We start from the raw sequence: 18,959 nt of genomic DNA, 5'->3' as shown, positions 1-18,959 counted from the left end.
CAAATCACAAAACCTGCCACCCGCCCCCCAGCGCCTTGTACAGCGCAATACTCGCCTGCAACCGCGACAACCGCAGCTGCACATTCAAATCCTGCGCCGCGTACAACGTGCGCTGTGTCTCCAGCACTGTCAGCAAATCCTCGGCCCCGGCCTGATAACGGCTTTGGGCGATGTTGAATGCGGTCTGTGCCTGGTTCAGTTCCTCGCTTTGCCACTGGCGCTGTGCATCCAGCCCGCGAATGCTGTTGAGGGCTTTTTCCACGTCAGCGAAGCCGTTGATGATTGCCCCGCGATAAGTCTCCAGCAATTCTTCCTGGCGGGCCGTGGCTTTATCGCGCTCGGCGCTCAAGCGACCGTTGTTGAAGACCGGTGCAAGCAATCCGGCGGTGAGGTTGTAGAAAGGATTGCGCAGCATGTCCGCCGCCCGATCCGCGCCCGATCCGAGTTCCGCGCTCAGCGTCACCTTCGGCAGCATCGCAGCGCGGGCCACGGTGACGTCGGCTTGTGCAGCGGCCAGCTGCGCTTCGGCGCGGGCGATGTCCGGGCGACGGGTGAGCAGTTCGCTGGGCGCGCCGGCCCCGATGGTCGGCCACGACAGCTGATCAAAGCGCTCCTGACCCAGCGCCAGTTCCTGAACCGGCCGGCCGAGCAGGGCGGCCAGACCGATCAATGCGTCCTGCGCCTGTTGCTGCACCAGCGGCAATTGCCGTTGTTGCGCCGCCACCAGGCTCTTCTGCTGCGCCAGTTCCAGCGCCGTTGCCGAGCCTGAGTCAAAGCGCGTCTGCACCAGTTTCAACACGTTCTGCGCGTTCGCCAGGTTCAGCTCGGCGATGCGACTTTGCTCACGCAGCGACAAGGCCTGCGCATAGGTCGTGGCGACGCCGCTGAGCAGCGTCAATTCCACGGTGGCCTGATCGAACTCGCTGGCCTGCAAGGCGAATTGCGCGCTGTCACGGGAAGCCCGTTGACCGCCCCAGAAATCGATTTCGTAACTGGCGCTGAGGCTGGCGTTGAAGTAATCGACGGCCTTGTTGTCGCTGTCAGCGTCGAGCTGGCTGTAACCGTTGCCACGAAGCAGTTTTTGCCGATTGGCGTTCAGGGCACCCGTGACTTCGGGTAGCAGCGAACCGCCGGCCACCACTGTTTCAGCCTGCGCCTGGCGCACCCGCGCGATGGCGGCGGCCAGGTCGTAGCTGCCGACCCGTGCCTGTTCGATCAGTTGATCCAGCTGCGGGCTGCCGAACTGCGTCCACCATTGCAGATTGCTGCGGGTGGCGCTTTGCATGTGCGGCGATTGCCAGGAGGAGGGCGGGGCAATGCCGCTGTCCGGGCGCTGGACGGGCGTGCCACAGGCGCCGAGCAGCAGGCAGAGGGTCAGTAAACTCAGTTGCGGCTTCATGGAGAGATTATTCACTGGTAAGGGCCGTGACCGGGTCGAGTCGGGCAGCTTTGCGGGCCGGCATGAAGCCGAAGACAACACCGGTGACCAAGGCGCAGCCGAAGGCGCCGAGCACCGCTATCAAAGAGAACGCAACGGCGACTTCGCTGAGGATCAGTACGCCGCCGACGATCAATGCGAGGGCGATCCCGGCGAGCCCGCCGACCACCGACAGCATCACCGCTTCCGTCAGGAACTGTCGGAGGATGTCGCGCTGACGAGCGCCGGTGGCCATGCGGATACCAATCTCGCGCGTCCGCTCGCGCACCGTCATGAGCATGATGTTCATGACGCCGATGCCACCGACCAACAGCGAAATCGCGGCAATCGAGCCCAGCATCAGCGACAGAGTGTTCTGTGTGCGCGCTTCGGCCTGGATCATCGCGGCGTTGTTGGTCAGTTCGAAATCCTTCTTGCCGTTGTGCAGGCGCAGCATCAATTGCTCGATGGCGATTTCGGTCTCCTTGACCTTGCGTGCGTCAGCGGCGGCGATGGCCACGTACTCGGGATTATGGGTGCCGAACAGCCGCACACTCGCGGCGGAGTACGGAATGGCGATACGGTCGTCGCTGTCGGAGTCGCCGGAGCTGGCGCCTTTTTCCGCGAGCACGCCGACCACCTGGAACGGCACGTTCTCGATCAGGATGTACTGGCCGATCGGGTTGGCCACGTCCTTGAGCAACTTGGTCCGCACCTTGTGGCCGATCACGGCGACGGCCGCAGCGTTGCGTTCATCGTCCTGGGTGAAATAGCTGCCTTGCACCACCGGCCAGTTGAAGATGGCCGGGAAATTGGTGTCGTTGCCGCCGACGTAGCTCAAGTGGTCGAGGTTACCGAAGCGCACTCCAGCTTCCTGGCCGTTTACCGGCATGATCCGCGTCACCTGCGGCAGGCTGCCCACCGCAGCGACGTCATCCAGAGTGACGATGCCCAGCGGCGTGCGTGGGTTCGGCGATGAGCCGCTGAGGTAAATGATGTTCGAGCCGAAGGCGCCCATTTGCGCCATCACCTGGCGCTTGCTGCCTTCACCCACAGCGAGCATCACCCCCACCGACGCCACGCCGATGACGATGCCGAGCAGCGTCAACGCCGTTCGAAAGCGGTTGATCCACATCACCCGCCATGCCGCTTGAACGGCGTCGATCAGTTCGCCTTTCCACGCGCCGGTGGCTTGCGCGCCATCGGTCAAGCGCTTGCGCAAGTCCACCGCTTGCAGTGCGCCGGGGTTGGCCGACGTCTGCGCTTCAGGGTTGTCGTGGGCGCTGTCGCTGATGATCAGCCCGTCACGGATTTCGATGATGCGTTTGGCCCGGGCCGCGACTTCGCGGTCGTGGGTGATGAGGATCACCACGTGGCCCTGGCTCGCCAGTTCATCGAGCAGGGTCATGACCTCGGCGCCGCTGTGGCTGTCGAGGGCGCCGGTGGGTTCGTCGGCGAGGATGATGTGGCCGCCGTTCATCAAGGCGCGGGCGATGGATACCCGTTGTTGCTGGCCGCCAGACAGTTGATGCGGACGGTTGCCGGTGCGCGAAGCGAGGCCGAGACGGTCGAGCAGGGCGGCGGCACGGGCGTGGCGTTCGGCGGCCGGGGTGCCGGCGTAAATGGCCGGCATCTCGACGTTTTCCTGGGCCGAGCCGGACGGGATCAGGTGATAACCCTGGAACACAAAACCGAAGGCTTCGCGGCGCAGCCAGGCCAGCTCGTCGCTGTCGAGGGCGGCGACGTTTTGCCCGGCGAAACGGTATTCGCCCGATGTCGGGCGGTCGAGGCAGCCGAGGATGTTCATCAGCGTCGATTTGCCGGAACCGGAGGCACCGACAATTGCCACGAATTCCCCGGCGTGGATCGACAGGTCGATGCCGCGCAACACGTGAACTTCCGGTGAATCGCCGCCGCCGTAGGCTTTACGGATGTCCTGCAGGTCGATCAGAGGCGTCTGCATTCAGCCGCCACTCCCGTCGGCTGGGCCGATCAACAGGTGATCGCCTTCCTGCAAGCCGTCGAGGATCTGCACCCGCAGGCGATCGCTGATGCCAGTGCGCACCTCGCGCTGCTGGATGCTGCCGTTTTTGGCGACAACCCTCGCGCTTTGAACATTGGCTTCAGTGCCGGCCTGCAACGCCGCGATAGGCGCGGTCAGGGTGTTTTTCGCCTGATCCGAAACAAAGAACACCTGGGTGGTCATTTCCGCCATCAATGCGTTATCGGTGTTATCGACGTCCAGCAGCACCGTATACAGCACCACGCGGGCACTGCCGCTTTTGCTCGAACTGGCCGGGCTGCCGCCGCCCTGGCTGGTCTGGTCCAGCGGCTTGGGCGGCACCGGCAGAATTTGCCGCACGGTACTGCTCCAGCGCCGATTGCCACCGCTGAGGGTGGTGAAGCGGGCGGTCATGCCGGGTTTGACGTGACCGATGTCGGCTTCCGACACTTCAGCCCACACGGTCATCGGCGACAACTTGGCGATGCGCAGGATCAGCGGTGTCTGCTGTTGGGCGTTGAGGGTCTGGCCTTCTCGGGCGTCGAGGGCGACCACGGTGCCGGACATCGGCGCGTAAATGCGCGTGTAACCGAGTTCGGCCTGATCGCTGCGCAGGCTGGCCTGGGCTTGGCGGATCTGCGCCTGGAACATGTCGATGCGGGCCTGGGTGGCGCGCAGTTCAGCGTGAGCGGTTTGCACGTCTTCTTCGCGGGTCGCGCCGCCGGCCTTGAGGTTCTGCTGGCGCTGGTATTTCTGCCGGGCCAGCTCGTGCAGTGCCTGTTGTTCCTGAAGCTGCGCCTTGAGGTTCTCGATGGAGAAGCGTCCGGCGTCGAGCTTGGCCTGTTGGGTGGACGGATCGATCTCCACCAGCAACTGGCCTTCCTTGACCACGTCGCCGACTTCCACGTGAATCTTCTGGATTTGCCCGGATGCCTGGGCGCCTACGTCCACATAACGCCGGGGTTGCAGGGTGCCCAGCGCGGTGACGCTGCTTTCAATGTCACCACGGCTGACTTGCACGGTGGCGAATTGGTCCCGGCCAGGCGGGATCACTTGCCAGGTGGCGACGGCGATAACGGGGATCAGACAAAGTGCTACAAGCAGGGCGCGTCGGGTCTGTCGGGGACGTTTCATGCAGGGTTCCGGCCAATGGATATCGGCCCGTCGTTCAACCTGCGCACATAAACCGGCGACAGCCGAACGCTGTCGGGGAGCCGACAGACACGGGGAGCTGTCCTGTAAACGAGGAAAGTAGCGGGGAATTTAGGCGCAGACACATAGGGTTACAGGTGTAGCACACGACTATTTATCGGGTAAGTCAAACCAGTACTTTAAATCTATATGAGAATTACTATAAATTACGCGGCTTGAACTGCCACCATCTTGCCACTGCCTATTTCGGCGGTCGCCGAGGTGGCTCAAGGACAGAAACCGCACCCTGTGCGGCCGGGAGTCATGTTGGAAAACTACTATCGCGAGCTGGTGTGTTTCCTGAACGCCAAGCTAGGCAACCGTCAGGTGGCCGAAGATGTGGTGCATGACGCTTATCTGCGGGTGCTGGAGCGATCCAGTGACACGCCGATCGAGCAGCCTCGGGCCTTCCTTTATCGCACCGCGCTGAACCTGGTGATCGACGATCATCGGCGCAATGCCTTGCGCCAGGTCGAGTCGCTGGACGTGCTCGACAACGAAGAGCGCTACTTCACGCCATCCCCGCACAACTGCCTGGACCACGGCCAGCGCCTGGAAATGCTCCAGCGTGCGTTGGCGGAATTGCCGCGGCTGTGTCGCGAAAGTTTTTTGCTGCGCAAGATCGATGGCCTGTCGCACCCGGAAATTGCCGAGCAACTCGGCATCTCGCGCGCGCTGGTAGAGAAGCACATCGTCAACGCCATGAAACATTGCCGCGTGCGGATGCGGCAGTGGGACGCCCATTGATCCCCTCCCTCTAAATTTTTTTTCATTGTCCTCGTTCCTACTCAACAGACGACCTGCTGTCTTGCATCAGGTCACTTAGGCTTATTCCCCTTGTTGAGGGGTTCATCCAGAGGACACTGGAAATGACACAGGCAATTGCATCGCCCATCGTTCACGACCTGATCGGCGTCGGTTTCGGCCCTTCGAACCTGGCACTGGCTATCGCTCTGCAAGAACGCGGGCCGAGCCAGGGCGAACTGGATGTTCTGTTTCTCGACAAGCAGCCCAACTACAGCTGGCACGGCAACACCCTGTCGACCCAGAGCGAGCTGCAGATTTCCTTCCTCAAAGACCTGGTGACCCTGCGCAATCCGACCAGCCCGTATTCGTTCGTCAACTACCTCAAGCATCACGGTCGCCTGGTGGACTTCATCAACCTCGGCACGTTCTATCCGTGCCGCATGGAGTACAACGACTACCTGCGCTGGGTCGCCGGCCAGTTTGAAGCCCAGAGCCGCTACGGCGAAGAAGTGCTGACCATCGAGCCGGTGCTGCACAACCATCAGGTCGAAGCGCTGCGGGTGATCTCTCGCGACGCCACCGGCCATCAACATGTACGCACCACCCGTTCGGTGGTGGTCAGTACCGGCGGTACGCCGCGCATTCCCGAAGCGTTCAAGGCGCTCAAGGATGACGGTCGCGTGTTCCACCACTCGCAGTACCTGGCGCAGATGGCCAGGCAGCCGTGCGTGAACAATCAGCCGATGAGCATCGCGATCATCGGTGGCGGCCAAAGCGCGGCGGAGGCCTTCATCGATTTGAACGACAGCTTCCCGTCGGTGCAGGTGGACATGATCCTGCGGGGCTCGGCGCTGAAGCCGGCGGATGACAGCCCGTTCGTCAACGAAGTGTTCTCGCCGGAGTTCACCGACCTGGTGTTCCAGCAGGCGAGCAGCGAACGTGAGCGCCTGGTCAACGAGTACCACAACACCAACTATTCGGTGGTGGACATCGACCTGATCGAACGCATCTACGGCATCTTCTATCGCCAGAAAGTCTCGGGCATCGCACGCCATGCGTTCCGTACGCTGACCACGATCGAGAAAGCCACCGCCACCGAGCGTGGCATCGAACTGGCGGTGCGCAACAATGCCACCGGTGAAGTTTCGGTTCGTCTCTACGATGCCGTGGTATTGGCCACTGGTTACGAGCGCCAGATGCACCGCAAACTGCTGGCGCCGCTGGAGCAATACCTCGGTGATTTCGAAGTCGATCGCAACTACAAGCTGATCACTGACGAACGCTGCAAGGTCGGCATCTATATGCAGGGCTTCTGCCAGGCGAGCCATGGTTTGAGCGACACGCTGTTGTCGATCCTGCCGATTCGGGCGGATGAGATTGCCGGGTCGTTGTATGACCATGGCAAGCACCGTGGGCATAGCCGGTCGGTGGTGGATTTGTTGTTGGCCACTGCCAGCTAAGATTTTCGGCGTCTGTTAAACCGCCATCGCGAGCAGGCTCGCTCCCACATTTGATCTCTGTCTTCCACTAAATCTGTGTTCACTGGAGATCCACTGTGGGAGCGAGCCTGCTCGCGATGAGGCCCTAAAGAACAGCACAAAACCTGAAAGCTGAACCCTTCCTGAAGAACCCGGCAATTCCCTCGCCGCCCACCGTTCCTTCGTTTACTCTCCAGAAATCGGGGCGTAAGCTTCGCGCGTTTTCATCAATAGCGGAGACCCTCAGTGGGTACTTGTTCGAGTGACAGTAGTCGGCCGGTTTCGATAACCGGCACCTTCCCGGCAAGATAACGCGCAGCCTGTCGTGCCGTTGTCTCGCCGCAAAGCGAGCAGCGGAAATCCCGATCGCGGCCACACCTGGGCCGTATCCCGACCACCCTCTCATCGACGCTTTACCGTGTGTGATGTTCGACGTGCCTGTCGCCATCGCAGCGACTCGACACGCCTGCTCGAAGGTCTCCCGGCTGACCCTGGGGGGCAACGCCATGAACCTTACCCTGCTCAAGGAATTCTTCGCCGGATTCCTGCGCACCCGTCACATCGGCCGGCACTTTCGCCGGCTGGCGCTGCTGGAGAGCTTCACCGACACCACGGTCAGCCGTGAGGTACCGCCGACGCTGGCGCAAACCCTGGTCACGGCTGCCAACAGCGACACCGGCCCATTGCTGGAGCAACTCAGCAGCCACACCGACGGTTTGAGTGAACGTGAAGCCGATATTCTGCGCGAGCAATTCGGCCTCAACGAAGTCGAGCATGAACAGCCATTGCCGTGGTGGACTCACCTGTGGCATTGCTACAAAAACCCGTTCAACCTGCTGCTGACCTTGCTCGCGGTGATCTCCTGGCTGACCGAGGACATGAAAGCCGCCATCGTGATTTTCTCGATGGTGGTGCTCTCGACCTTGTTGCGCTTCTGGCAGGAAAGCAGATCCAACCAGGCCGCCGACGCGCTCAAGGCAATGGTCAGCAACACCGCCACGGTGCTGCGCCGGGAGGCGCCACGTTGCGAACTGCCGATCAAGCAATTGGTGCCGGGCGATCTGATCGTGCTCTCGGCCGGCGACATGATCCCTGCCGATTGCCGGGTGCTCAGTGCCAAGGACCTGTTCGTCAGCCAGGCCGCAATGACCGGCGAGTCGATGCCGGTGGAAAAATTCCCGCGCCAGCAGAACGGCGATACCCACAATCCGCTGGACCTCGACAACATTCTGTTCATGGGCACCAACGTGGTGTCCGGCACGGCGATGGCGGTGATTCTCACTACCGGCAACAACACCTATTTTGGTGCCCTGGCCCAGCGGGTCGGCGCTACCGATCGCGCACCGACCTCGTTTCAGACCGGGGTCAACAAAATCAGCTGGCTGTTGATCCGCTTCATGTTCGTCATGGCGCCGCTGGTGTTGTTCATCAACGGTTTCACCAAAGGCGACTGGACCGAAGCCCTGCTGTTCGCGCTGTCGATTGCCGTGGGCCTGACCCCGGAAATGCTGCCGATGATCGTCACCTCGACCCTGGCCAAAGGCGCGGTGTTTCTGTCGCGTAAAAAAGTCATCGTCAAGCGCCTCGACGCGATCCAGAACTTCGGCGCCATGGACGTGCTGTGCACCGACAAGACCGGCACCCTGACCCAGGACAAAATCTTCCTCGCGCGCAATGTCGACGTCTGGGGCAATGACTCCGACGATGTGCTGGAAATGGCCTACCTCAACAGCTACTACCAGACCGGCCTGAAAAACCTGCTGGACGTGGCGGTGCTGGAACACGTGGAAATCCACCGTGAACTGAAAGTCGGCACGGCGTTTCGCAAGGTCGATGAAATTCCGTTCGACTTCACCCGCCGACGCATGTCGGTGGTGGTCGCCGGGCACGATCAGCCGCATCTGCTGATCTGCAAAGGCGCGGTGGAGGAAGTGTTGGCGGTGTGCACGCGAGTGCGTCACGGTGTGGTTGACGAAGCACTGAGCGATGAGTTGCTGGCGCGGATTCGCCAGGTCACGGCTGCCTTCAATGCCGAAGGCCTGCGGGTGGTCGCCGTCGCCGCGCGCCCCATGATCGAGGGCCGTGACACCTACAGCCTGGCGGATGAACAGGCGCTGACGTTGATCGGCTACGTCGCCTTCCTCGATCCACCGAAAGAGAGCACCGCACCGGCGCTGAAGGCGCTGGCCGCTCACGGCGTTGCGGTGAAAGTGCTGACCGGCGACAACGAACTGGTGACCGCGAAGATCTGCCGCGAAGTCGGCCTGGACCAACAAGGGCTGTTGCTGGGCAACGACATCGAGCGCATGAGCGACGCGCAACTGGCGGTGGCGGTCGAGACCACCAATGTCTTTGCCAAACTGACGCCGTCGCACAAGGAACGCATCGTGCGTTTGCTCAAGGGCAACGGCCACGTGGTCGGTTTCATGGGCGACGGCATCAACGACGCGCCAGCGTTGCGCACCGCCGATATTGGTATCTCGGTGGACAGCGCCGTGGACATCGCCAAGGAAGCGGCCGACATCATCCTCCTGGAGAAGAGCCTGATGGTGCTGGAAGAGGGCGTGCTGGAAGGGCGCCGGACCTTCGCCAACATGCTCAAGTACATCAAAATGACCGCCAGCTCGAACTTCGGCAACGTGTTCTCGGTGCTGGTGGCGAGCGCGTTCATCCCGTTCCTGCCGATGCTGCCGATGCACCTGCTGGTGCAGAACCTGCTCTACGACATTTCGCAGATCGCCATCCCGTTCGATAACGTCGATGAAGAAATGCTCGCCAAACCACAGCGCTGGCAACCCGCCGACGTCGGGCGCTTCATGCTGTTCTTCGGGCCGATCAGTTCACTCTTCGACATCACCACGTTTGCCCTGATGTGGTACGTGTTCGACGCGAACACCCCGGACCATCAAACCCTGTTCCAGTCCGGCTGGTTCGTGGTCGGGCTGCTGACCCAGACGTTGATCGTGCACATGATCCGCACGCCGAAGATCCCGTTCCTGCAAAGCCGCGCGGCGATGCCATTGTTGATCATGACCGGGGTCATCATGGCCGTCGGGATCTTCCTGCCGATGGGGCCGTTGGCCCACTACTTCAAATTGCAGGCGCTGCCGTCGCTGTATTTCGTGTTCCTGCCGGTGATTCTGCTGGCGTATATGGGGCTGACCCAAGCGGTGAAGGGTTTTTACATTCGCCGGTTCGGTTGGCAGTAATTCCCGGAGGCTGCGGTTATTTCGGAAAAGTCCTACAGAAACATCTGTGCGCCTCCCGTAGCCTCGCCGCTCCAAAATCAGCTATTCACACATGAGGCTACGATGCCGAATAAAGCCTTGCGCATCCTGATCGCCGACGAGCAGCACTTTCACCGCATGATCATCGAGCGGCTATTCAATCAGCTCGGCTATTACCGGGTGGCGCCGGTGCAGAGCCTTGCGCCGATGCTGACCCTGATCGAGTACGGGTGCGAGCCGTTCGACCTGGTGGTCGTCAATGCCGCGCTGGCGGCAGGCGAACTGGATGTGTTCGGTTACTTCCTCGATAACCGGCAGGTTCGCCACGCGCTGATTTTCGACGGTCAACGGGTACAGTTACCGCTGATTCCGGTCTGCGAACAACAGAAGATTCAGGTCAGCCATGCGGCGCTGCCTGATCTGCAGTGCATCCAGACATTGATGACGATCGTTGATTCATCGTCCCGGGAGCGCTATCAGCGGTACGTCAGTTGATTGCCGCTGACCGTTCGTCTGAACTGTCATTTCTGACAGGTAGATTCTGCCTTTTCCTCATGCAACAGTCTTGGCATGGCCACTGCGTGTGCCCTGGTGTTTTCGGACGGGTGTTCGTCAAGTCTTTGCACAGAGGATTGCCATGAAGTCAGTGCTGATTGTCGACGATCATCCGGTGATTCGCGCCGCAGTCAAAATTGTCCTTGAACGAGAAGGTTTCAAACTGATTTATGAAGCGGCCAACGTTGGCGAGGCGTTGGTGTTACTGCGTGAGCATGCAATCGCCCTGGTCATATTGGATCTGGTCATGCCTGGCGGTAACGGCCTGGATCTGCTGGAGCGAATAAAAGTAAATGACTGGATGTGTGTGGTGCTGGTGTTCACTTCCCTGGATCCGCTGTTTTTTCAAGAGCGCTGCATGCGCGCGGGGGCTTTGGGGTATGTCTCAAAGACCAACGATCTGAACCATTTGCACAAAGCCGTGCAAGCCGTCATGGCGCGCTATACCTATTTCGCACAGCTGCCCACCGGGTCGCTGGATACGCTGCAACACAGCGAAAAGCAGATGATCGACAAACTCTCCAACCGCGAACTGACCATTCTGCAGTACCTGGCCCGGGGTACTAAAAACAAAGAGATCGCAGAGCTCATGCACCTGAGCCACAAGACCGTGAGCACCTACAAGACCCGTTTGATTGAAAAACTCGGGTTGAGCTCTGGTGTGCACTTGCGCGATTTCGCCAAACGCAATCACCTGATCTGAGTGCGCCCGACTGTGCGTGCCTTGCTGCTGATCCTCATGGTGTGCCTCGTGGCAACAGCGTCGGCTGCGATCCCCGACGAGCCTGAGCGCTTGCAGCTGCTGGGGCGTTCCGCGGTGGAGGGCTACGAGATCCACCTGGATCAAAAGGACCGCCAATGGCTGCGCGACAAGCGTGTCTTGCGTCTCGGGGTGAGCGGCCCGGACTACCCGCCGTTCGAGGTCACGCGCAATCACGATGAGCTGGAAGGCATTACCGCCGATTACTCTGCGCTGGTCGCGCAACTGCTGAACGTGCGGATCGAGGTGCTGCGTTATGTCACCCGGGAAGCGGCCATGGAGGCTCTCAAGTACGGCGAGCTGGATCTGCTCGGAACCTCGAACAATTTCGAAGCGGCCGACCCCGAACTGATCCTGTCCAGTGCCTACGCTGAAGATCAGCCCATGATCGTCACGCGACTGGACGAGCGCATGCCCGAGAATCTGGCAGGCAAGCGAATTGCCATGGCCGAAGACTACTTGCCGGCGCAGACCGTTGCGGCGTTCTATCCCCAGGCCAGTCTGCAACGGTATCCATCGGCGCTCGATGCGCTCGGGGCGGTGGCGTATGGGCAGGATGATGTGTACCTCGGGGACCTGATCAGCGCCAATTACCTGATCAACAACAACTACCTCAATTACGTTCAGCTGATGGGGCCGTCCGGTCTCGACGCGAATCCGTTTGGCTACGCACTGGCGCGGGACAATCTGCCGTTGATGGACCTCGTCGACAAGGCGTTGGCCGCGATCCCCATGGATCAGCGCACGATCATCGAGCAGCGCTGGAGCGCCGGCAGGGCCAAAGTAGCGGGACAGCAGCGGGTGAGTCTGAGTGAGAGTGAACAGCGCTGGCTCAATCGGTATCCGACAGTGAACGTGGGAGCGGTAGAAGACTTTGCGCCTTTGATGCTCTACACCGCGGAGGGCCGCTTCAGCGGGTTGACGGCGCAATTGTTGGCGTTGATCAGCCAGCGCACCGGCTTGAGTTTCAACGTGCTGCGAGGCCAATCCCTGGACCAGCAGGTCCAGCGACTCAAAACCGGCGAGATCGACGTCTTGCCCGCCATATTCCCCGATACCGTGGGTGCAGGCGGCCTGCTCTTTACCAGGTCCTATGTGACCAATCCATACACGCTGGTGAGTGCAACAACCCCAGGTAGCCCAAAGACGCTGGACGATCTGCCGGGCAAACGCCTGGCGATTTATCACAAGCATCCGATGCGTGCATTCATTCAGGCTCGCGTGCCGGGCGTGCGAATGGTGGATGTGCAAAACCCGGCGCAGGGGCTTGAGCTGGTGAGCAAAGGGCAAGCCGATGCCGCGCTCAGTTCATTGTTCATCACCCGTTATCTGATTGCCCGGTACTACCGTGGGCAGTTGCACATCACCAGTACCGTAGGCGATAAGCCAGCGCGCATCAGCCTGGCCACCGGGCCTGAGTCGCGGGAGTTGCAGTCGATTCTGAACAAGGCGTTGCTGAGCATTTCGCCCGATGAGATGGACGCATTAGTGGCCCGCTGGAGCAACGATGTGGTGGTCGATGACAGTTATTGGCTGCGTCATCGCCAAGGCATTTTGCAGGCGTTTGCCGCGGCCGGGGCCTTGTTGCTGCTGGCCCTGGCCTGGATCGCCTGGCAACGTCGGCAGATCCGCCAGCGCCAGCAGTGGATGCAGCTGTTGCAGGAGGCCAAGGACGCGGCGGACGATGCCAACCGCGCAAAAACCACGTTTCTGGCGACCATGAGCCATGAAATCCGCACACCGATGAATGCCTTGATCGGCTTCCTGGAAATGGCCTTGAAGCGGGCAGAAGAGGGCGTGGCTGACCGTACGGCCCTTGAAGTCGCGTCCACGGCTGCGAAGCAATTACTGGCGCTGATCGGCGATATCCTGGACATTGCCCGCATCGAATCCGGCCATCTTTCGCTGATCCCCGAGCGCGTCAATCTGCATGCGCTGGTGACGTCGGTTTGCCGCGTGTTCGAAGGGCTGGCACGGGAGAAAAACCTGGCGTGGCGCGTCGATCTGGGCGCAGGCAGTGATCGTGATGTACTGATCGATCCCACGCGTTTCAAACAGGTGCTCTCCAACCTGTTGAGCAACGCGATCAAGTTCACCCGTGAAGGCGAGGTGAGTCTGACGCTGAGTGTGGTACCCGGTTTGGCGGGGCATCTGGCAGTCAATGTGCAGATTGAAGACAGCGGCATAGGCATCAGCGCAGAGGACCGGCAGCGGTTGTTCCGCCCGTTCGTCCAGGCCGGTAACAGCCAGCAGTCCGCCCGCAAGGGGTCCGGGCTGGGGCTGGTAATCAGCCGCACGTTGTGCGAAATGATGGGTGGCCGGCTGGTGCTCAGCAGCGTCCTGGGACGAGGCTCGCAGGTCGACATCAGTCTTTCGCTGACGGCGTTGAAACCGCTGCCTCTCTGTGAATCTGTGGATGGCGGATTGCAGGGCCCCACGCAACCACTGACCATTCTGGTGGTTGACGATTACCCGGCCAATCGCCTGTTGCTCGCCAGTCAGTTGAGCTATCTGGGGCATCGCGTACTGGAGGCCGAGGATGGCGAGAACGCGTTGCAATTGTGGCGTGCAAACGAGTTCGACATTGTCATCACGGACTGCAATATGCCGAATGTCAGCGGTTATGAGTTAACCGGCGCGATACGCGATGAAGAGCGCGCGCACGGCTTGCCGCCGACGCTGATTCTGGGCTTCACTGCCAACGCGCAGCCTGAGGAAAAAGTCCGGTGCCTGGAAGCAGGCATGGACGATTGCCTGTTCAAACCCATCTTGCTGGCGGATTTGAATAGCTGGCTGGCCAGCAAATTCGAAAGGACGGAAACCGGCCACCCCCCCTCGTCCGAGATCGACTTGAGCGAGCTGGAGCAATACGTCGGTGAAGACCGGATGTTGATCAATCAATTGCTGCACGAACTGGCAGTGAGCAATCGGGATGACCGTGAACGTCTGCTTCAAGCACACGCCGGGAACAATCGCCCGGGGTTGCAAGAACTGGCGCACCGCATCAAGGGCGCTGCGCGCATGGTTCGGGCGAGGCGGCTGATCGAATGTTGTGAGGCGCTGGAGCGTGCCTGCGGCGAGGGTCTTGCAGCATCGATCGACGACGCCGTCGAACAATTGCAACGCGCCATGCAACTTCTCGATCAGAGCCTGGACAGGGTTGACGCTTAATCCCAGTGCGGCGCGATGCCTTTCGGGCTGGTCAGTCGATGGCCGCGATCCAGGCTTTCGATCAACGCCATATCAGCTTCGCTCAACTTGAGCGCACAGGCGTGCATATTGCTTTGCAGGTTGACGCGTTTGGTGGAGGAGGGGATGACCGCGTAACCCAACTGCATGGCCCAGGCCAGCGTGACTTGGGCCGGCGTTGCCTGCAGACGGTCGGCGATTTGCTGGATGACCGGATCTTTCAATACCTCGCCGTAGGCCAGGGTCATGTAGGAGGTGATCTGGATGCCGTGACGCTGAGCAAACTCGACGACCTTGCGATTTTGCAGGTACGGGTGCAGTTCGATCTGGTTGGTGGCGATGGTCCCGGCACCGACCGCGGCAATCGCCTGTTGCATCAGTTCGACGGTGAAGTTGGAGACGCCGATCTGCCGGGTCAGGCCCAGTCGCTTGGCTTCGAGCAAGGCCCCCATGAACTCCTCGACCGGCACTTGATCTTCCGGGGATGGCCAGTGGATCAGCGTCAGGTCCAGGTAATCGGTCTGCAGTTTGCGCAGGCTCTCTTTGAGGCTGTCGATCAACCGATCCCTGGCGAAGTTGGCGACCCAGATTTTGCTGGTGATGAACAACTCTTCACGGGCGATACCACTGGCGGCAATGGCCTCACCGACCTCGGCTTCGTTTTCGTAGATTTGCGCGGTGTCGATTGCCCGGTAGCCCAGAGCGAGGCCGGTGCTCACCGAATCGATGACCACCTGGCCTTGCAAGCGAAAAGTACCGAGACCGAATGCGGGAATAGACATGAATGACTCCAGGGGTTGCAGTGGGAATGGGCACGAGTATCCCCGCCTGCCTCCCTGGGAAAAACCGCTGGATGGGCAAAGCAATGTTTACCGCAAGTCATGAATCGGCGTCAGCCTGGGGATTGTTGGTGTCCGGTCGGGCGTCATCGCGAGCAAGCTCGCTCCCACATTGTATTTGCGTACCCCACAGATCCCCTGTGGGAGCGAGCCTGCTCGCGATGGTGGCGACTCGGTCTTGACGCTTACCCCCGAGCCTCAAGAATCATGCAAGTGGTTGACCCGGTCGCATACAACCGCCCATCCACATCATAAATCCGCCCCTCGGCCAGCGCAGTGGAACGGCCCAAATGGACGATTTTACCCTCGGCCCGCACCGGTCCGCTGGCACCGGTCAACGCGCGCACATAGCTGATGCGCAAATCCAGCGTCGTATACCCCTGACCCTTCTTCAGCTGGGTGTGGATCGCGCAGCCCATGCACGAATCCAGCAAGGTCGCCGCATAGCCGCCATGCACGCTACCCAGCGGGTTGTAATGCCGCGAATCCGGTGTGCCCTGAAAAATGAACAGCCCGGCCGACCATTCGATAGGGATGAAATCCATCAAGGCGCCGATGGGCGGTGAAGGCAATACACCGTCGCCAATCCCCTCGAAAAACTCGGCGGGCGACAGCGCGCTGACCTCGGCCATGGACAAACTGCCCGGCCCGGCCAGACGCGAGCGCATGGCCTGTTCCTGGGCGATCCATTGGGCGAGTGTGGCGTCGCGGTTGGGGCTTTGCATGATGATGTCCTCAGGCGGGAGCGGATATTATGGTTGTAATCCGGATCGATATTATGTCCGAAATAAAAACTCCGCCAGCCCCGCGTGTCGAGTGATCAAGCGATGTCACTGAGGCTGAACTCCTCGCCCAGAAAGTCGATCAACGCTCTGACCGATGGCAGCAGCCCACGACGCGACGGAAAGATCGCGTGCACGATTCCGCATTTCGGTGCCCAGCCCGGCACCAGTTCAACCAATCGCCCGGCCGCTATGTCATCGCGCACTACCACGCTCGGCAGGTGCGCAACGCCGATCCCGGCGAGCACGGCGTGGCGCAAGGCCAACAGGTCATCGGTGACCATGCGCGGCGCGTGTCGAATCATCGCGCTGGCGCCATCGGCGCCAAACAATTCCCACTGATATTCGCGCTGCGCCGCGCCCCAGTGCAGGCTCGGCAAACCGCTGAGGTCGGCCGGGGAAGCAGGTGACGACAGGCGTTCGCAAAAGGCCGGGCTGCCCACCAGGCACTGCGTACTGTTGCCCAGCACCTTCATCACCATGTCGGTGTTTTCCAGCGGTGGAAAGCGCACCCGCAGGGCGATGTCGAACCCTTCGTGAATCAGGTCGACCCGGCGGTTGGTGCTCTCGATGAACAACTCCACCAACGGGTACTTGAGCATGTAGCGGGTCAGCATCGGCCCCACCCAGGAGTTGAGCAGCGCCGTCGGGCAACTGATGCGCACCAGCCCTTGCGGCTCGGAGCGGTTGCGTTCAATGAGCTCGGCAGCGCTTTCCGCTTCCACGCGCATGGCCAGGCAGCGCTGGTAATACGCCTGGCCGATTTCGGTCAGCGAACAGTGTCGGCTGGTGCGGTGCAACAGCCGCACACCGAGGCGGTCTTCGAGCTCGGCAATGCGCCGGCTGAGCTTGGACTTTGGCATGTCCAGCGCCCGCCCGGCCGGGGCGAAACCACCGTGTTCGACCACTTGGGTGAAGTAGTAAAGGGTGTTGAGGTCTTCCACCATCGTTCTCCAGATAGAACGCTAAGACTGATTTTTGCAGTCTAGTGCATCGAACGCTGCGGTTTTAAGCTTTATCCATCGCGTCACACAACGAATTTGGAGGCAGGATGAAAAACATCATCGGTATCTACACCAGCCCACGGACCCATTGGGTCGGCGACGGTTTTCCGGTTCGTACGCTGTTTTCCTACGACAACCTGGGCAAACACATCAGCCCGTTTTTGCTGCTCGATCATGCCGGTCCTGCCGAATTCACCCCGACCACCGAACGTCGTGGCGTTGGTCAGCATCCGCATCGCGGGTTCGAAACCGTGACTATCGTTTACAAGGGCGAACTGGAGCACCGCGATTCCACCGGCAGCGGCGGCAAGATTGGCCCTGGCGATGTGCAATGGATGACCGCGGCGTCGGGGATTCTCCATGAAGAGTTCCACTCCGAAGGGTTCGCCAAGAGCGGCGGTACCCTGGAGATGGTTCAGCTGTGGGTCAACCTGCCGGCCAGGGACAAGATGGCCGATGCCGGTTACCAGACGATTCTCGATGGCGACATCCCGAGCATCCCGCTCAAGGACAAGGCCGGCAGCCTGCGCCTGATCGCTGGCGAATTTGATGGCCACACCGGTCCGGCGCACACGTTCACGCCGATTGACGTCTGGGATCTGCGCCTCAACGGTGGCAAGTCGTTGACCCTGGATCTGCACGAAGGTCGCAACACCGCGCTGGTGGTGCTGCGCGGTACGGTTCAGGTCAATGGCCTGGAACTGGTGCGCGAAGGACAGTTGGCGTTGTTCGAGCGCAATGGTCATCAGCTCAGCCTGGAAGCCAATAACGACGCGGTGGTGTTGCTGCTCAGCGGCGAGCCGATCGACGAACCGATTGTCGGCCACGGCCCGTTCGTGATGAACAGCGAGCAAGAGATTCATCAGGCCTTTGCTGACTTCCAGTCAGGCCGGTTCGGTCGGATGAACGGTTGAACACATTGTTGTACTGCACTGGCGTGCCGGACCTCGGGGGCTACCCTTGCCCGGCCGCGTTTTAACTCACATCAGGATTCATTCAAGCCGGCCCGTTCGGCATCGATAAAAGCGAGGATTACTCCCATGACTACTTCTTACAAACGTCTCGACAAGGATAACGCCGCCGTTCTGTTGGTGGACCATCAGGCGGGCCTGCTTTCCCTGGTGCGCGACATCGAGCCCGATCGTTTCAAGAACAACGTGCTGGCCCTGGCTGACCTGGCCAAGTACTTCAAGCTGCCAACCATCCTCACCACCAGTTTTGAAACCGGCCCGAACGGCCCGCTGGTACCCGAGCTCAAGGCGCTGTTCCCGGACGCGCCGTACATTGCCCGTCCCGGCCAGATCAATGCCTGGGACAACGAAGACTTCGTCAAGGCAATCAAGGCGACCGGCAAGAAACAGCTGATTATCGCTGGCGTGGTGACTGAGGTCTGCGTGGCTTTCCCGGCACTGTCGGCCCTGGCTGAAGGTTTCGATGTGTTCGTGGTGACCGACGCGTCGGGCACCTTCAACGAACTGACCCGTCAATCGGCCTGGGACCGCATGTCATCCTCCGGCGCGCAATTGATGACGTGGTTCGGCCTGGCCTGTGAGTTGCACCGTGACTGGCGCAACGACGTGGAAGGCCTGGGCACTTTGTTCTCCAACCACATCCCGGACTACCGCAACCTGTTTACCAGCTACAACGCGCTGACCAACAGCAAATAATCACTGACACACATCACCCCTGTAGGAGCCGGCTTGGTGGCGATAGCGGTAGAGCAGTCAACATTTCAGTGAGTGTCAGACCGCCATCGCCAGCAAGCCGG

The 18,959-nt window shown here is 60.7% G+C and carries 14 protein-coding genes; 8 read left to right on the top strand and 6 right to left on the bottom strand.

Annotated elements, in window-relative coordinates; translation table 11 throughout:
- Positions 1–4: 4 nt before the first annotated feature.
- From ACRC4F_RS20680 to ACRC4F_RS20670, 3 genes are read right to left on the bottom strand one after another with little or no spacing between them, the layout of a single operon-like run.
- A complete protein-coding gene (locus ACRC4F_RS20680; protein ID WP_438661011.1) occupies positions 5–1,399 on the bottom strand; it encodes an efflux transporter outer membrane subunit in 1,395 nt (464 codons plus the stop codon).
- A gap of 7 nt (positions 1,400–1,406) precedes the next feature.
- Positions 1,407–3,380 carry a MacB family efflux pump subunit gene (locus tag ACRC4F_RS20675; protein WP_438661010.1) on the bottom strand — a complete coding sequence of 658 codons (1,974 nt, stop codon included), beginning with the start codon at positions 3,378–3,380 and terminating at the stop codon, positions 1,407–1,409.
- Positions 3,381–4,553 carry an efflux RND transporter periplasmic adaptor subunit gene (locus tag ACRC4F_RS20670; protein ID WP_438661009.1) on the bottom strand — a complete coding sequence of 391 codons (1,173 nt, stop codon included), beginning with the start codon at positions 4,551–4,553 and terminating at the stop codon, positions 3,381–3,383.
- 321 nt (positions 4,554–4,874) lie between these two features.
- Between ACRC4F_RS20670 and ACRC4F_RS20665 the strand changes: the two genes are divergently transcribed.
- From ACRC4F_RS20665 to ACRC4F_RS20640, 6 genes are all read left to right on the top strand, one after another.
- Positions 4,875–5,357 carry a sigma-70 family RNA polymerase sigma factor gene (locus ACRC4F_RS20665; protein ID WP_131059844.1) on the top strand — a complete coding sequence of 161 codons (483 nt, stop codon included), beginning with the start codon at positions 4,875–4,877 and terminating at the stop codon, positions 5,355–5,357.
- 122 nt (positions 5,358–5,479) lie between these two features.
- Complete coding sequence (locus ACRC4F_RS20660; RefSeq protein WP_438661008.1) at positions 5,480–6,817, top strand: lysine N(6)-hydroxylase/L-ornithine N(5)-oxygenase family protein; 1,338 nt, start codon at positions 5,480–5,482, stop codon at positions 6,815–6,817.
- Between the two features lie 524 nt (positions 6,818–7,341).
- A complete protein-coding gene (mgtA, locus tag ACRC4F_RS20655; protein WP_438661007.1) occupies positions 7,342–10,044 on the top strand; it encodes a magnesium-translocating P-type ATPase in 2,703 nt (900 codons plus the stop codon).
- 102 nt (positions 10,045–10,146) lie between these two features.
- Positions 10,147–10,557 (top strand): response regulator, encoded by a 411-nt coding sequence (locus ACRC4F_RS20650; protein WP_438661006.1) that lies wholly within the window; start codon positions 10,147–10,149, stop codon positions 10,555–10,557.
- A 142-nt stretch (positions 10,558–10,699) separates the two neighbouring features.
- Positions 10,700–11,320 carry a response regulator gene (locus ACRC4F_RS20645; protein ID WP_438661005.1) on the top strand — a complete coding sequence of 207 codons (621 nt, stop codon included), beginning with the start codon at positions 10,700–10,702 and terminating at the stop codon, positions 11,318–11,320.
- Positions 11,321–14,548, top strand: coding sequence for an ATP-binding protein (locus ACRC4F_RS20640; RefSeq protein WP_438661004.1), 3,228 nt, complete (start codon positions 11,321–11,323; stop codon positions 14,546–14,548).
- On the opposite strand, the gene dkgB is transcribed toward ACRC4F_RS20640, so the two are convergent.
- The 3 genes from dkgB to ACRC4F_RS20625 all read right to left on the bottom strand — a co-directional run bounded on the left by dkgB (position 14,545) and on the right by ACRC4F_RS20625 (position 17,134).
- Positions 14,545–15,348, bottom strand: coding sequence for a 2,5-didehydrogluconate reductase DkgB (gene dkgB / locus ACRC4F_RS20635; protein WP_438661003.1), 804 nt, complete (start codon positions 15,346–15,348; stop codon positions 14,545–14,547). The two genes, ACRC4F_RS20640 and dkgB, sit on opposite strands and share 4 nt — an antisense overlap.
- A 242-nt stretch (positions 15,349–15,590) precedes the next feature.
- On the bottom strand, positions 15,591–16,130 hold the full coding sequence (locus tag ACRC4F_RS20630; protein WP_438661002.1) for a PaaI family thioesterase: 540 nt from the start codon (positions 16,128–16,130) through the stop codon (positions 15,591–15,593).
- A 95-nt stretch (positions 16,131–16,225) separates the two neighbouring features.
- Complete coding sequence (locus ACRC4F_RS20625; RefSeq protein WP_438661001.1) at positions 16,226–17,134, bottom strand: LysR substrate-binding domain-containing protein; 909 nt, start codon at positions 17,132–17,134, stop codon at positions 16,226–16,228.
- A gap of 104 nt (positions 17,135–17,238) precedes the next feature.
- Here ACRC4F_RS20625 and ACRC4F_RS20620 point away from each other — a divergent pair, with 104 nt between their 5' ends.
- Both ACRC4F_RS20620 and ycaC read left to right on the top strand, forming a co-directional pair.
- Positions 17,239–18,105, top strand: a complete 867-nt coding sequence (locus ACRC4F_RS20620) for a pirin family protein (RefSeq protein WP_438661000.1) — start codon at positions 17,239–17,241, stop codon at positions 18,103–18,105.
- Between the two features lie 126 nt (positions 18,106–18,231).
- Positions 18,232–18,858 carry an isochorismate family cysteine hydrolase YcaC gene (gene ycaC / locus ACRC4F_RS20615; protein WP_138968269.1) on the top strand — a complete coding sequence of 209 codons (627 nt, stop codon included), beginning with the start codon at positions 18,232–18,234 and terminating at the stop codon, positions 18,856–18,858.
- Positions 18,859–18,959: the final 101 nt, after the last annotated feature.

The sequence above is a fragment of the Pseudomonas sp. genome (assembly GCF_051660785.1).
Lineage (GTDB): Bacteria > Pseudomonadota > Gammaproteobacteria > Pseudomonadales > Pseudomonadaceae > Aquipseudomonas.
The sequence above is the reverse complement of the archived record's forward strand: the minus strand, read 5'-3'. Positions and strand labels throughout refer to the sequence as shown.

Excerpts from the sequence above, each read along its gene's own strand:
- dkgB (WP_438661003.1), bottom strand. The coding sequence starts at position 15,348 with ATGTCTATTCCCGCATTCGGTCTCGGTACTTTTCGCTTGCAAGGCCAG.
- ACRC4F_RS20675 (WP_438661010.1), bottom strand. The coding sequence starts at position 3,380 with ATGCAGACGCCTCTGATCGACCTGCAGGACATCCGTAAAGCCTACGGC.
- ACRC4F_RS20620 (WP_438661000.1), top strand. The coding sequence starts at position 17,239 with ATGAAAAACATCATCGGTATCTACACCAGCCCACGGACCCATTGGGTC.
- ACRC4F_RS20630 (WP_438661002.1), bottom strand. The coding sequence starts at position 16,130 with ATGCAAAGCCCCAACCGCGACGCCACACTCGCCCAATGGATCGCCCAG.
- ycaC (WP_138968269.1), top strand. The coding sequence starts at position 18,232 with ATGACTACTTCTTACAAACGTCTCGACAAGGATAACGCCGCCGTTCTG.
- ACRC4F_RS20670 (WP_438661009.1), bottom strand. The coding sequence starts at position 4,553 with ATGAAACGTCCCCGACAGACCCGACGCGCCCTGCTTGTAGCACTTTGT.
- ACRC4F_RS20625 (WP_438661001.1), bottom strand. The coding sequence starts at position 17,134 with ATGGTGGAAGACCTCAACACCCTTTACTACTTCACCCAAGTGGTCGAA.
- ACRC4F_RS20680 (WP_438661011.1), bottom strand. The coding sequence starts at position 1,399 with ATGAAGCCGCAACTGAGTTTACTGACCCTCTGCCTGCTGCTCGGCGCC.
- ACRC4F_RS20665 (WP_131059844.1), top strand. The coding sequence starts at position 4,875 with ATGTTGGAAAACTACTATCGCGAGCTGGTGTGTTTCCTGAACGCCAAG.
- ACRC4F_RS20650 (WP_438661006.1), top strand. The coding sequence starts at position 10,147 with ATGCCGAATAAAGCCTTGCGCATCCTGATCGCCGACGAGCAGCACTTT.
- ACRC4F_RS20660 (WP_438661008.1), top strand. The coding sequence starts at position 5,480 with ATGACACAGGCAATTGCATCGCCCATCGTTCACGACCTGATCGGCGTC.
- ACRC4F_RS20645 (WP_438661005.1), top strand. The coding sequence starts at position 10,700 with ATGAAGTCAGTGCTGATTGTCGACGATCATCCGGTGATTCGCGCCGCA.
- mgtA (WP_438661007.1), top strand. The coding sequence starts at position 7,342 with ATGAACCTTACCCTGCTCAAGGAATTCTTCGCCGGATTCCTGCGCACC.